The following is a 13473-nucleotide window of genomic DNA, read 5'->3' as shown; positions in this document are numbered from 1 at the left end:
CGCAGTTGCGCTCGGCTGCATCTGTAAGGCGGCTGCGCTGCCTCGGTCATTACACCTGCTGCTTGCTGCTCTTCTGCTCGACTGCTCTACTGCGATTAGCACAGGAAACTGCCTGGGTTCGGCTCGTTCAACGCGAGGCCGACGCGCGTCTGGCTGATCGCATGTCGACACTCGCGTCGCGACACCGGATGTGCATCGTGCCAACGAACTACTGCGAGGCATTCTAACACCCGTGTCGGGCGCCACGCGGGCCTGCGCCGGTGGTTCGGACGCGTCGTGCGCCGGCTCGCCGCGAGGTTCAAACGCGTTCGGCAAATCGCTTGACAGGTCGGAATCGGTCGCTATAATGGCGGTCTTTGCAGTTCATCACCTGCCCAGGTGGCGAAATTGGTAGACGCACTAGGTTCAGGTCCTAGCGGTGGCAACACTGTGGAGGTTCGAGTCCTCTCTTGGGCACCAGATTCGAAAGTAGAGCCGCCTTCTGGCGGCTCTCTTTTTTGTGTAAGGCCTGGCAATCGAAATCGCTGTTCCTATTTCGATTGCCGGATCAGCAGGACGGTGGTTCGTTAGCGGTTGCATCACTTCGCTGCGCGTTCAACCGGGCAGATGAGAAAAGCAAGTTTGTTTGAAGCAGAGATTGACAAACTTAATCATCTTGCTAAAATAGCGGTCTAGCTTGAAGACGTGCCCAGGTGGCGGAATTGGTAGACGCACTAGGTTCAGGTCCTAGCGGTGGCAACACCGTGGAGGTTCGAGTCCTCTCCTGGGCACCACAAGTTGTTCCGGCGTAAGCCGAAGTAGTTCGAGAAACCCCGTAAGATGCGCGTCTTACGGGGTTTTTTGTTATTCCCAGCTGGGCTTCCGAAGCGCCAGGCCACGCTCTCAGCCCCACCTGCATTGCGGCACATGCGCCGATCTCGCCACGAAAGCCCGTCAACATCAATCCTTCCGCATGCGAACAACCAACGCGAGCAAGCGGGCGCGCATTTCATCGGCCGGCAAGTGCGTGGGCCAGCCGTGACCAGGAAGCAACCAGTCGAAGCGATACGCGGCTAACTTGCCAAGCGATTCGGTGAGCTCAGACCATGAATACCAGCACGCGTCCCTGAACGCGACGAGGTCCCCCGCGCGCGGGCTCCACGCAAGGGAATCACCCGAGAACAACACGCTGTCGTCGAGCAGGTACACGACGCTGCCGCGCGTGTGCCCGGGCACAGGGATCGCGCTTACGCCGACCGCAATGTCCGTTGCCGATCCATCGTCGAGCAGGTCCGTTGCATAAGGCGCGGCCGACATGTCTTCCCGGTGAATCCAGACGCGCGCGCCGAAATGACGGGCGTATTTATCTGCGTCCGCGACGTCGTCACGATGCGATAGAAGGATGTGCGCGATGCCACCGTTCTCATCAAACCATTTCACGAGTTCCGCCGCGTAGCGCGGTGAGTCGATCATCAGATTGCCGTCCGGACGCCTCGCAAAGTAAGAGTGCGCGCCAAACGACGACCGCGCGTTAAATCCGCAGCGCCACACAGCCGACGTGATCGGCTGTGGAAAGATCGCGACACCCGGACGAGGCTGCTTCGTTTCACTCCGTACCGACGCCGTAGGACACACGAGCACCGCACGCCATGCGTCGACGTGCTCTTCGGGCGTAACGGGCTGCCGCAAGAAGACACTCTTGTCGTTTCGTTCGACAATCAGCCCCGGCGCGACGTGACGCGATGCACCGCAATTGATGCACGCTGTGTCGATGTACCACTCGCCTGGGACGGAATCGGCGTTGCGTGTCGGCTTCATTCGATGCTCCTGTCGTCCGGTCGGCAAATCAGGATCCACATACGTTTTCGCCCCGGCGCCCGCGTACGAGAGAAAGGGCGGCTCCATCACCGGTTGTGAGCAAGTTTGCTCCCACAAGCCTTTCCTTGCACACCGCCATCGCCAGGCTCCGCCCTCGATTCTGCATAAGCCATCGGATAGGCCACACCCGCGCGGTCTGATCCGCGGACGCGGTCACCACCCGCTCGCCGTCCGGGCTGAAGGCGGCGGAGCTCACGGCTCCCAGGTGGCCGGTGAGTTGCGCGATCACCAGGCCAGTCGCCGCGTCCCATACTCGCGCGGTCTGATCCGCGGACGCGGTCACTACCCGCTGGCCGTCCGGGCTGAAAGCGGCGGAGTCCACTGCCCGCTCATGCCCGCTGAACTGGGCGATCTGTTTGCCCGTCGCCGCGTCCCACACCCGCGCGGTCCCATCCGCGGACGCGGTCACCACGCGCCGTCCGTCCGGGCTGAAGGCGGCAGAAAAAACGGTGCCGCGATGGCCGCTGAGCGCCAGGAGCTGTTTGCCGGTGGCCGCGTCCCACACCCGCGCGGTCCCATCCCAGGACGCAGTCACCACCCGCTGGCCGTCCGGACTATAGGCGACGGAATCAACCGGCTCCCGATGCGCGCTGAGCACCAGAATCTGTTTGCCCGTGGCCGCGTCCCACACTCGCGCGGTCCCATCCGCGGACGCCGTCGCCACCCGCTGGCCGTCCGGGCTGAAGGCGGCGGAAAAAACTGCCCCGTGATGCCCGCTGAGCTGCGCGAGCTGTTTGCCCGCGGCCGCGTCCCACAGCCACGCGGTCTGATCCGCGGACGCGGTCACTATCCGCTGGCCGTCAGGGCTGAACGCAGCGGAGTCAACCCACCCCTGATGCCCGCTGAGCAGCGCAATCTGCTTGCCCGTGGCGACGTCCCACACCCGCGCGGTCCTATCACGGGACGCCGTCACCACCCGCTGACCGTCCGGGCTGAAGGCGGCGAAAACAACTGGCTCCTGATGTCCGCTGAGCAGCAAGATCCCCTTCCCCGCGTCCCACGCGCGCGCTGTCCTGTCACGGGATGCAGTCAACACCCGCTGACCGTCCAGGCTGAAGACGGCGACGTTCACCGGCCCCTGATGTCCGATGAGCTGCACGATCATCTGTCCGGTCGCCGCATCCCACACCCGCGCGGTCTTGTCATCGGAGGCGGTCACCACACGCAGGCCGTCCGGGCTAAAGGTGGCGGAGCTGACCGGTCCCTGATGTCCGGTGAGCTGCGTGATCACGTGGCCGGTCGCCGCATCCCACACCCGCGCGGTTTTGTCATCGGACGCGGTCACCACGCGCCGGCCGTCCGGGCTGAAGGCCGCGGAGAAAACCGGTCCCTGATGCCCGGCGAGCTGCGCGATCACGTGGCCGGTCGCCGCATCCCAAACCCGCGCGGTTTTGTCATCGGACGCGGTCACCACGCGCCGGCCATCCGCGCTGAAGGCCGCGGAGCTCACCAGTTCCCGATGCCCGCTGAGCTGCGCGATCACCTGGCCGGTCACCGCATCCCACACCCGCGCAGTCCTGTCCGCGGACGCGGTCACCACGCGCCGGCCGTCCGGGCTGAAGGCCGCGGAGAAAACCGGCCCCTGATGCCCGTTGAGCTGCACGATCTGTTTGCCCGCAGCAGCGTCCCACACCCGCGCGGTCCTGTCCGCCGAGGCGGTCACCACGCGCCGGCCGTCCGGGCCGAAGGCGGCGGAATAAACCAGATCCCGATGCCCGCTGAGCTGCACGATCTGTCTGCCCGTAGCCGCGTCCCACACTCGCGCGGTCCTGTCCGCCGAGGCGGTCACCACGCGCCGGCCGTCCGGGCCGAAGGCGGCGGAATAAATCAGCCCCTGATGTCCGCTGAGCTGCACGATCTGTTTGCCGGTAGCCGCGTCCCACACCCGCGCGGTCCCATCCCAGGACGCGGTCACCACCCGCTTGCCGTCGGGGCTGAATACGGCGGAATCGACCGCATCCTGATGCCCGCCGAGCAACGCAATTTGCATCGATGCCTGCGCGCCGCGCATGAGCTCCAGCTCTGCGTCAACCGATCCCGGTGAGAGCCAACTCTTGCGCATCGCCAGTATCGCGAAGCGCATTGCGCGATCGTAGATTCCCGCGTCGTTCGCCAACGTCGCCGCCGACGCCAGCACAACAGAAGTCTGGCGTGCGACCGTCCGGGTCTGATGAATGATCCACCCCCCTGTCGCAATCAGAATGAACGCGATTACGCCCATCAGTACCTGGATGAGTCGCTGCGTGGACGCTGTCCGTGTCTGATCGATTCGCTGCAACTGCGACTCGCGCTCCTCGCGTGCGCGCTCCTCGCGCCCGCGGCAAGCCCGCAAATAGGAAAGGTCATCCGTGCCCAGCATTCGTTCGAAGTCCGAACGCTGCAGGATCGCTTCCGCGCTCGTCAGCCGCTCGCCGGCGTGGGCCAGCCAGGCCGTCCCCTGCCCGTGCTTTTGCCACTCGTGCGCCGCTCGCTGCACGGTTGCGACTGTCTTGAGCGCATCCGCGTCCGCGTCGAGCCAGGCGGCAAGGACAGGCCACTGCCGTAACAACGCCTCGTGCGCGATTTCAACGATGGTGGTTTCCTCATTGCCAGCTTCGGCCTTGCGCTGGTCTTGCAATAACAGTCGATACCGGATGAGACGCTTCAGGACGGCATGGGCGGATTCGGGAAGCTCATCCCAGCGTGCCCCGCGGCGCTCGCGCTGTTGCGTCAGCGGTTCGACGTGTGCGAGCCATGGGATCAAGCCCTCGCGCAGCAGGCGCTCGCGCTCGGCCTCATTTGCTGGAACGGCGGGCTCCGGTCCGGGATCGGCAAATGCCGATTCGACCGCGGCCTCGATGGAACTGCGCATACCCCCGATCGCCTGATAGTCGGCTACGCTGAAGTTTCCGGTGGCGCCATAGTCGGTAAATAGCCGCTCGAGCGTGAAGGCCAGCAAGGGCAATGCGTCTGCCCCTTCAGTATCCCGAAGAAGCCGCTCGGTCAGCGCAGGCTCGATCGTCAGCTTGCGCCCGGCGGCGGTAGCCCGCGCGGCAGGACCCTCGATCACCGCCTTGAATTCCGCGCGCTCTAATGGAGGGAGACCGAAGACACGCGGTGGCACGCCGCGCAGCGTTGGCGCGCTCTGCAATTGCTCGTAAGCGTCTGTGCGGATCGCCACGACCGCAAGCGCACGCTGCCGTTTGCCGATCGTCTGAATGCCCTCGTGTTCCGCCGTGGCGGGCGTCCTCGCAAGCAGGGACAGGAAGTGCGAAGACTCCTCTTCGCCTTCCGCGCTGAACAATTCCTCGCCCTGGTCGACGCAGACCAGAACGGTCGGCGCAACGGCATCTGACGCGAGCCGCGAGCAGTGCAGCGTTTGAAGCTGGCCAAGCAATTGCTCGAATCCATCAGGAGTCTGAACTGCCTGGCGGATCTCGGCCCGCGTCCTGAGTACCGCGAGTTCCTGAAAGGCCAGCTCGATACTGACGACGAGTCCCGTGGCGCCAGTAACAACAGCCCGCTCCGGACGGATCACTGGAAGCGGCAAAAAGTTTCGGTCATCGCGCTTCAGGCGCGGCCACAGGCCGGCCCGCACAAAGGACGACTTGCCCGCTCCGGATGCGCCGAGGATGACCAACATCCGCTCGATCCCCTGCTCGCGGACGCTGCGTAGCGTATCGAGCCCGCGCAAGACCGCCGTGTCCCGGCCAAAGAACACGGCCGCATCCTCGGCCTCCAGCGCTCTCAGTCCCGGATAAGGGGGGCGCTCGGCATCGTTGGCCGGCGGCCACGGAAAGCCCGACGGAGCGGAGCCGGCTCGTCGCAGCCCAAGCTCGAGCCGGGCAAGCCCCGCTTTGGCGAACGAGACTTCAGTTGCCGAAACGAGCGGGTCATGCGAGACCCGGAAGCTCTGGCGTTGAGTCCCGGCGGTGAGGTCACAGACCTGCCATTGCGCCGTCAATTCTTTCGGCAAGGCGTCGATCGGCGTCGCCTCGACGAGCACACCGAAGATTGTCTTGCCTAGGAATCTGGCAAAGGTTAACTGAGCCAGGCACGAGCGAGAGTCGCACCATGCGGGCGAAATCAGAAACAGCACGGCCTCGCAGCGGTCGGCCGCAGACTTGAGCGCTTCCTGCCAGCGTTCCCCAGCAGCCATCCCCTCGACCGGCTCGAGGTCCAGGAAGTAATTGTCCCAGCCGTTATCGGCAAGCCAGTGTCCGATCGCGAGCGCGAGAGCGTTATTCGCGCTGGCGTGGCTGATGAAGATCGTGGGCATCGCGCTGCGAACTTCAGTCCCGCAGTTGACTGCACTCGCAAAGGACACCATCCACCTCATGTGTTCGAGTCTGGCATCCCGCGCGCAGAATTGATTGCCTCAATGCTTTATAGCTCGCGCCTGGCGGACACGATGAGGGCGTCCAGCTTGTCCGCGGTCCGGCATTCGTCAAGCGGCGTGTAGACGGTGAGCTTGCGATCGGAGCCGTCCAGCAGCGCGAAACTGGTGTATTCGAAGACCATCAGGCCTTTTCGCGGATGCCTGATGCGTTTGATATTCGATAACGGATTGAGCACCTCGTGCCTGCGCCACCACGTACTGAATTCGTCGCTCCTGTGTCGCAGCGTCGATATCAGCCGTTCAAAGTCAGGATCGCCCACATAGCGGGCACTGTCGTTACGGAACATCGCAAGGGACGCACGCGCCACTTCCTCCCAGTCAACGAGCAAACGGCGGTGCCGCGCATTCGCGAAAACCATGAACATCAGATTGCGCTCATCCACCGAAAGCTGCCCGTAGTCACCGAATACCAGGGTGGCGGCCCGATTCCAGCCCAGGATATCCCAGCGACGGCCAGTGACGTAAGCGGGCTGGCCTGACAGGCTGGCGAGCATCCGTTGCACCGGCTCCTCGAGCTTTTCCGGATTCGTCGACTGGAGTTCCGGCGACGGACGATCGCTCAATACGAACAGATGCCGCCGCTCAACGGCGTCCAGTCGCAACGCATCCGCGATTGCGATCAGCACCTCTTCGGACGCGCGGACGTCGCGCCCCTGTTCGAGCCAGGTGTACCACGTGATGCCGACGTCCGCGAGCATCGCGACTTCCTCGCGGCGCAGCCCCGGCGTGCGTCGTCGAAAACCGTCCGGCAATCCGACCGCGGCCGGACTCAGGTGCTCGCGCCGCGACCTCAGGAATGCCCCTAGCTCACCACGGCGCCGTTCGGCGGCGAGGGTTCTGACGTTCATCGTCATCGTGGTAGCTCCCTATACCAGTATCGATCCAGCACTGTTTGTCGCGCGGCAAAGCGCACAGGATGAAGACGAAATCAACTTCCAGTCTATTCAATCATGAACATGACGAACAAGCTTGCGCTGGTTACCGGCTCCACCGACGGACTCGGCCGCTGCGTCGCGAATCGCCTGGCAGCCCAGGGCGCGCATGTGCTCGTTCACGGGCGAAACATGGAACGGGGCGAATCCGTCGTTCGCGAGATAGCGGATGCGGGAGGCAAAGCGACTTTTTATCCGGCTGATCTGTCTACGTTCGCGGAAGTTCAATCGCTGGCAAGCGCGATCGGACGCGCGCACGATCGACTCGACCTGCTTATCAACAACGCAGGCATCGGGACCGGTCCGCGTGGCTCGATCAGGCAAGTCACGGCGGATGGAATCGAATTGCGGTTCGCGGTGAACTACCTCGCGGGCTTTGCCCTGACGAGGCTTCTGCTGCCTCTATTGCTGAAGGGCTCGAGATCGCGGATTGTCAATGTTGCTTCCGCGGGACAACGCCCGATCGATTTCGACGACGTGATGTTGAGCCACGGCTATAGCGGTACCGCGGCCTATTGCCAGAGCAAGCTCGCGCAAATCATGTTCACGTTCGATCTGGCCGACGAACTGGCGCAGACCGGCGTGACGGCGAACTGTCTGCATCCGGCCACATACATGGATACGACCATGGTGAGGAATGGGGGAATCACGCCTCTGAGCACGGTCGAGGAAGGTGCTGACGCAGTTCTTCATCTTGCGGCCAGCACCGCAATGGAAGGCCGTACCGGCCTTTATTTCGACGGCATGAGGCTCGCCAGAGCTCATCCCGACGCCTACAACCCTGCGCTTCGCAAGCGACTGCGTCAGCTCAGCTTTCAGTTGACGGACCCGTCGCTGGCACATTGACACATCGAACTTCGATGTCGGTCCGCCCGGGTTCCGGAAACCCGGCATTTTTCAAAGAGCGGAAACTTCAACCATGTCACATCATGTCTTCATTGTCGGCGGTTCTTCCGGAATTGGCTTCGCTACAGCGAGCCGGCTACTGGACCGGAGATACGCGGTTACGATTGCCGGGCGAGATTCGGCGAAACTGGCCCAAGCGAAGGCCGCGTTGCGCGGCGCTGCAAATACGGTGAAATTCGATGCATCCGATGCATCGACCATCGCCGGCACGTTTGCCGAGATTGGCGCAATCGACCACCTGGTTCTCGCGCTCGGCAGTGGCAAGGGGGGAGGCCCGTTTTCAGCCGTCAGTCTCGATGCGGTGCGTATGGGATTCGATGAGAAAGTGTTTCCTCATTTCGCGTGTGCCCAGGCGGCGCTTGCGTCGATTGCGAAAACCGGAAGCATCACTTTTCTCTCTGCCGTATCGGCACACTCGGCCATGCCCGGAACAGCGGGCCTCGGCGCAGCGAACGCGGCGATTGCTGCGATCGTGCCGATCCTGGCGGCAGAGCTACGCCCGTTGCGGATTAACGCAGTGTCCCCTGGCGTCATTGATACGCCGTGGTGGGACTTTCTCTCGGAGCAAGATAAGGAGTCCGCTTTTGCCGGTTATGCGGCGAGAACGCCGGTTGGACGAATTGGCCAGCCTGACGACATTGCCATGGCGATTGAGTTTCTGATTTCGAACTCCTTCATGTCTGGGCAAACCATCATATGCGACGGCGGAATTGGTCTGGATTCGACTGGCCAGACCGTCCCGCTGACCGAGCCTCGCTGACGATCTGCATCAGGTGTCACCGGTGGGAACGATTCCCGCCGCCTCGACCATCAGGATCACCGTTTTCACAGGCGCTCGAGGGCGATGCAGCAGGCCTTTATGCACGACAAACGCTTGTCCCGGGCCCAGATCGACGACCCGGTCCTCGAGGTCGATCAGGAAGCGTCCGCTAACCACATAAAAGAATTCGTCCTGCGCGTCATGTTTGTGCCAATGATATTCGCCCTGCACGACACCCAGCCGAACTACCGACTGGTCCACCTGACACAGCGTCTGGTTGTACCAGGGATGACCGTTTGCCGCCACGAGGGCGGGCACGTCGATGACTTCGCCGAAGGAGTACAGGACGTTAAGGTGGGTCGAGTACGGAAAGGAATGGGTGCTCACATCAGTCTCCGTGAACGTTAGTTCGTGTCGAAGATGCGAGCCACTGTAGGCCTTGCCAGTTCTGTTGGTCTTGTACCGGACCGTCAATCTTTGGTACAGGAGCGACCTTCGAGCAACTGCGCGCGATACGCGCCTGGTGTCAGCCCCATCCTGCGCCGAAACACGCGCGTAAAGTGGCTTTGATCGGCGAAACCAGCGGCCTGAGCAATCGCCTTGAGCGAATGGCGTCCACTGCTCAATTGAGCACAGGCCAAATCGAGCCGAAGCTGGCGCACGTAATCTCCGACGGTACAGCCATAGTGCTTGCGGAATTCCCGCGCGAGGTGGTCGGCGCAAACATGGCTGTCCGAAGCGATTTCGTCCAACGTCAACGCCTCACGAAAACGATCGTGCAGCAATGCTTCCACGCGAGCGAGCCATCGACGTGAACCGCCAACCGTCGCCGCGCGCGGGGCGGCCCGCTCACAGGCCGCAAGAAGTTCGAGTACCAGCCCTTCGACTGCTAGCGACGTAGCCGAATCCTGCTCACGGCACTCGCGGACGAGACGGCGCATGAACGACAACGGAGCTCCACTGGCAAAGTCATCCGGGCGACCGAGGACTTGGGTCCGACCGCCCAGCCGCTCTAGCCACGAAGACGAAAATTCGACATGGAGCGCCTTGCCGCCGGCCCCGTACCAGCAATTTGCGTGCGGTACGGCTGCGGGGAAAAGCGTCAGTGACATCGGCCCGTCTTCGCCACCGCGTGACGGCCAGGATCGTGTACCGCGTCCGTCCAGCACGAAACAGAAAAACGGATTCACATGTTCGTGCTGCGGAATGATGAGATCCGTTGCGAATTGGGTCTCCACGACCGAGATGCCATCATCCCTGTATTGCAGGGTGGTAGCGCCGAAGTAGTCGCCCGGCTCAAGTACCCGTAGCATGGGATTGCTCCCAAAGAGACGTTGCAATCGATATTAGACACTTGTTGGCCCTGCAAGTCATCTCCTGCCACGATGTCGGAACGAGCACTTTATTTCAAGAATATTTTTACATTTAAATTACGCTTGCATATCGATCGATAGATAATTTTTTGTGAAAGATTCATTCGGAATGCACATGCTTCAAACGTGTCATTCCACTGACATTCCAAACTGACTAAATGTTGCCGTGCTGAAAGCTACAGAGCGGCACGGTTTCAATGCGTCCCGCCTGGACGAATCGCTGGCACATGTCCTCGATCAGGGGCAAACCGACCTGACAAATGATTCCATTCCAATCCAATTTGGCTATTTTGTTTTGATTATCTGGAGAGAAACAAAATGCATCGAAATCTCATTCAATCTGGATTTGCATTAGGATTATTGACAAGCTGTATTGCCTTTGCCGCACCGCAGGGCGACATGGAGCTTCTGCCGACCGGGCAGTTCATTTCCCCGCGAGCCATACCGGGTGCCGTGCAGCAGTTGCTCAACCCGCAGCTTTCGGCAAAGCCGACCCAGATCGTCAGCGGCGCGATCAAGTCACAACTCAGCCCGGATGGCAACACGCTCGCCGTGATTACGGCAGGCTATAACACCGTCTACACGGGTGCCGGCAACAGCACGCTGGACAAGACTGACTCGACCCAGTACATCTTCATCTACGACGTGTCGGGCGCTAACAAGGCCACGCCGAAGCTCGTGCAGGCCATCCACCAGAACAATGCGTTCGATGGCCTCGCATGGAATGGCAACCAGACGCTGTACGGCACCGGTGGCGCGGACGACGCGGTCTATGTATATAGCCGCCCGTCGGCTCTTGCGTCGGCCCAATGGTCACAAACCGCAGCCATCGCCCGGAACCATAGCAAGGGTATCGGGTCGGGGGTGAAGCCGAACGCCGGTGGTCTCGCTCTCTCCGGCAATGGCAGGATCCTCGTCGTTGCCAACAACTACAACGACTCGATCTCCATCATCGACACGACGTCGAACACCGTGATGTCGGAATACGATCTGCGTCCGTTCAATACGTCGGGCACGCAGGGCGTTGCCGGTGGCGAATACCCGTGGGCCGTTTCGCTGAAATCCGACGACACGGCGTTCATCTCGTCGGTGCGCGACCGTGAAGTCGTGGTGCTCAACCTGTCGAACCCGGCCGCGCCGCAATTCATCACTCGCATTCCGGTGAAAGGCAATGCCTATGGAATGACCCTTTCGCCGGATCAGTCCAAGCTCTACGTCGCGGTGGCGAATACCGACCAGGTTGCGGTCATCGATACGGCCAGCCACCGGGTCGAAAAGACGATCGACATCGCCCGCCAATCCGGCGACGGCGATGATCAGGGCAGCGGCAGCAACAGGAAGTACAGCGGCCGCGACACGGTCAACGTAACCGTATCGCGCGACGGCAGAACCCTGTATGCGGTCAACAACGGCGACAACTCGATCGCCGTGATCTCGCTCGATGGCAACGAGGGCTACCACGTCACCGGCCTGATCCCGACCGCGTATGCGCCCAAGGACGTCACGCTGAGCGCCGACGGCTCGCAGATGTACATCATCAACGGCAAGTCGAACACCGGCCCGAATCCGCTCTACACGTCGGGCACGACGGCCCAGTACCAGTTCGGTCTCGAGCAGAGCAGCCTCGTGAGCGCACCGGTTCCGAGGGGCGACGTGCTGGCCCGGCTGACCAGCCAGGTCGACGAGAACAACCACTATTCGGTCAGAGAGTCGCAAAGCGATCGCCAGACGATGAATTTCCTGCACGATCACATCAAGCACGTGATCTATGTCGTCAAGGAAAATCGGACCTTCGACCAGATTCTCGGCGACCTCGGCAACGGCTCGAACGGTGATCCGTCGCTGACGATGTATGGCAAGGCCACCACGCCGAACTTCCACAATATCGCTGGCAACTTCGTGACGATCGACAACTTCGCCGATCCGGGCGACGGCTCGATGGATGGCTGGTCGTGGGTGCAGCACGCGCACGTCACGCCGACCGAGGAAGTGGCGCAGCAGGAAAACTACGCTGGCGTGAGCCGCGGCATGTCGTATGAATCCGAAGGCGCCAATCGCGGTCTGCCGGTTGGCCTCGCCACCACCGCGATGCGCGATGGCGCCTCGGGCGGGGCCTACAGCACGGTCACGGCGTCGCTGCCGGGCGGCACGGCCAACGCGCTGCCGGGTATCGCCGACATTTCGGTACCGGATGCGCCGTTCGGCTACCAGAAAGCGAGCATCTATGACGCGGTGCTGCAAGCGGGCGGCACGGTTCGCAACTACGGCGGCATGGTCAACAACACCGGTTCGATCGGCACGATCGCGAGCCCCCTCCTCAACCCGTTTGCCGCCGGCAACATTCAGGCGCACCCGCTCAAGCCGTCGCTCGTCACGCTGACGGACCCGTACTACCGCGGCTTCGATCAGGCCTATCCGGACACCTTCCGCGAACTCGAATGGAACCGCGAGTTCCAGCAGTACGTCGCGAACGGCAATCTGCCGTCGTTTGAATTCGTCCGCATGGGTTCCGATCACACCGGCAGCTATGCACAGAACGTCGGTCAGATGGGGACGGCCGAACAGGAGCAGGCGGACAACGACTTCGCGGTGGGCAAGCTGATCGAAACGGTCGCCCACAGCCCGTACGCGAAAAGCACGCTGATCGTGGTGGTCGAGGACGACTCGCAGGCCGGTTCCGATCACGTCGACTCGCACCGCGCCCCGGCCTACGTCGTTGGCGCATACGTGAAGAAGAACGCCGTTGTCAGCACCGCGTACAGCCAGGTGAACGCGATCCGTACCATGGAAGACGTGCTCGGCACCCAGCACATCAATCTGAACACCGCGTATGCGCAACCGATGGCCGACGTCTTCGACACTGGCTCGGATGGTTCGTGGACCTACACTGCCGTTGCGTCGACGATTCTGAGAGGTACGAACGTGGGCAATGTGGCCACCGGCCCGACATCCGCCGGCAACGACGGCAATCAGTATGCACAGGGTCCGGACATTCATCCGCTGCATGACGCGACTTACTGGGCAAACGCGACGAAGGGCTTCGATTTCTCCAAGGAGGATCGGGTTCCGCCGGAGCTCTTCAACCGGGTGCTGTGGACCGGCGTGATGGGAGACAAGCCGTACCCGGCGCCGCATTCGATCTACACAAAGAGCTCTGCGGAGGGGACGAAGACGGTCGCCGCTGCCGACGACGATGACGATTGATCGAGGGTTCGCATCGCCCGTCGCGCTGCACACGCAGTAGCTGCAATCGGCGGGGGGCGGGAC

Annotated in this window: 8 protein-coding genes and 2 tRNA genes; 5 read left to right on the top strand and 5 right to left on the bottom strand. The window is 62.2% G+C overall.

Annotated features, from left to right (window positions below; all coding sequences use genetic code 11):
• Nucleotides 1-372 precede the first annotated feature (372 nt).
• Together AB3X86_RS19715 and AB3X86_RS19710 are read left to right on the top strand one after the other, a co-directional pair.
• Nucleotides 373-459: transfer RNA gene (locus AB3X86_RS19715), tRNA-Leu, on the top strand.
• Between the two features lie 227 nt (nt 460-686).
• A tRNA-Leu gene (locus AB3X86_RS19710) sits at nt 687-773 on the top strand.
• A gap of 166 nt (nt 774-939) precedes the next feature.
• Here the strand turns inward: AB3X86_RS19710 and AB3X86_RS19705 are convergent.
• From AB3X86_RS19705 to AB3X86_RS19695, 3 genes are all read right to left on the bottom strand, one after another.
• Nucleotides 940-1797 carry an MBL fold metallo-hydrolase gene (locus AB3X86_RS19705; protein ID WP_184225643.1) on the bottom strand — a complete coding sequence of 286 codons (858 nt, stop codon included), beginning with the start codon at nt 1795-1797 and terminating at the stop codon, nt 940-942.
• Nucleotides 1798-1825: 28 nt separating this feature from the next.
• Nucleotides 1826-6115: a TIR domain-containing protein gene (locus AB3X86_RS19700; RefSeq protein ID WP_368597309.1), complete on the bottom strand. Its 4290-nt coding sequence runs from the start codon at nt 6113-6115 to the stop codon at nt 1826-1828.
• 107 nt (nt 6116-6222) lie between these two features.
• Nucleotides 6223-7089 (bottom strand): helix-turn-helix transcriptional regulator, encoded by an 867-nt coding sequence (locus AB3X86_RS19695; protein ID WP_176365814.1) that lies wholly within the window; start codon nt 7087-7089, stop codon nt 6223-6225.
• 96 nt (nt 7090-7185) lie between these two features.
• On the opposite strand from AB3X86_RS19695, the gene AB3X86_RS19690 reads away from it, so the two are divergent.
• Together AB3X86_RS19690 and AB3X86_RS19685 are read left to right on the top strand one after the other, a co-directional pair.
• A complete protein-coding gene (locus AB3X86_RS19690) occupies nt 7186-8013 on the top strand; it encodes an SDR family NAD(P)-dependent oxidoreductase (protein WP_368597308.1) in 828 nt (275 codons plus the stop codon).
• A gap of 73 nt (nt 8014-8086) precedes the next feature.
• Complete coding sequence (locus tag AB3X86_RS19685) at nt 8087-8833, top strand: SDR family oxidoreductase (RefSeq protein ID WP_368597307.1); 747 nt, start codon at nt 8087-8089, stop codon at nt 8831-8833.
• A 9-nt stretch (nt 8834-8842) separates the two neighbouring features.
• Here the strand turns inward: AB3X86_RS19685 and AB3X86_RS19680 are convergent, their stop codons facing one another.
• Both AB3X86_RS19680 and AB3X86_RS19675 read right to left on the bottom strand, forming a co-directional pair.
• Entirely contained in the window at nt 8843-9220 is a 378-nt protein-coding gene (locus tag AB3X86_RS19680) for a cupin domain-containing protein (RefSeq protein ID WP_368597306.1), read from the bottom strand.
• Between the two features lie 83 nt (nt 9221-9303).
• Nucleotides 9304-10146, bottom strand: a complete 843-nt coding sequence (locus AB3X86_RS19675) for a helix-turn-helix transcriptional regulator (protein WP_368597305.1) — start codon at nt 10144-10146, stop codon at nt 9304-9306.
• A 459-nt stretch (nt 10147-10605) separates the two neighbouring features.
• Here AB3X86_RS19675 and AB3X86_RS19670 point away from each other — a divergent pair, with 459 nt between their 5' ends.
• On the top strand, nt 10606-13410 hold the full coding sequence (locus AB3X86_RS19670) for a bifunctional YncE family protein/alkaline phosphatase family protein (protein ID WP_368597304.1): 2805 nt from the start codon (nt 10606-10608) through the stop codon (nt 13408-13410).
• Nucleotides 13411-13473 lie beyond the last annotated feature (63 nt).

Origin of the sequence: Paraburkholderia sp. BR14374, from assembly GCF_040948685.1 — a bacterium.
Lineage (GTDB): Bacteria > Pseudomonadota > Gammaproteobacteria > Burkholderiales > Burkholderiaceae > Paraburkholderia > Paraburkholderia youngii.
The sequence above is the reverse complement of the archived record's forward strand: the minus strand, read 5'-3'. Positions and strand labels throughout refer to the sequence as shown.

Excerpts from the sequence above, each read along its gene's own strand:
- AB3X86_RS19705 (WP_184225643.1), bottom strand. The coding sequence starts at position 1,797 with ATGAAGCCGACACGCAACGCCGATTCCGTCCCAGGCGAGTGGTACATC.
- AB3X86_RS19700 (WP_368597309.1), bottom strand. The coding sequence starts at position 6,115 with ATGCCCACGATCTTCATCAGCCACGCCAGCGCGAATAACGCTCTCGCG.
- AB3X86_RS19695 (WP_176365814.1), bottom strand. The coding sequence starts at position 7,089 with ATGACGATGAACGTCAGAACCCTCGCCGCCGAACGGCGCCGTGGTGAG.
- AB3X86_RS19690 (WP_368597308.1), top strand. The coding sequence starts at position 7,186 with ATGAACATGACGAACAAGCTTGCGCTGGTTACCGGCTCCACCGACGGA.
- AB3X86_RS19685 (WP_368597307.1), top strand. The coding sequence starts at position 8,087 with ATGTCACATCATGTCTTCATTGTCGGCGGTTCTTCCGGAATTGGCTTC.
- AB3X86_RS19675 (WP_368597305.1), bottom strand. The coding sequence starts at position 10,146 with ATGCTACGGGTACTTGAGCCGGGCGACTACTTCGGCGCTACCACCCTG.
- AB3X86_RS19670 (WP_368597304.1), top strand. The coding sequence starts at position 10,606 with ATGGAGCTTCTGCCGACCGGGCAGTTCATTTCCCCGCGAGCCATACCG.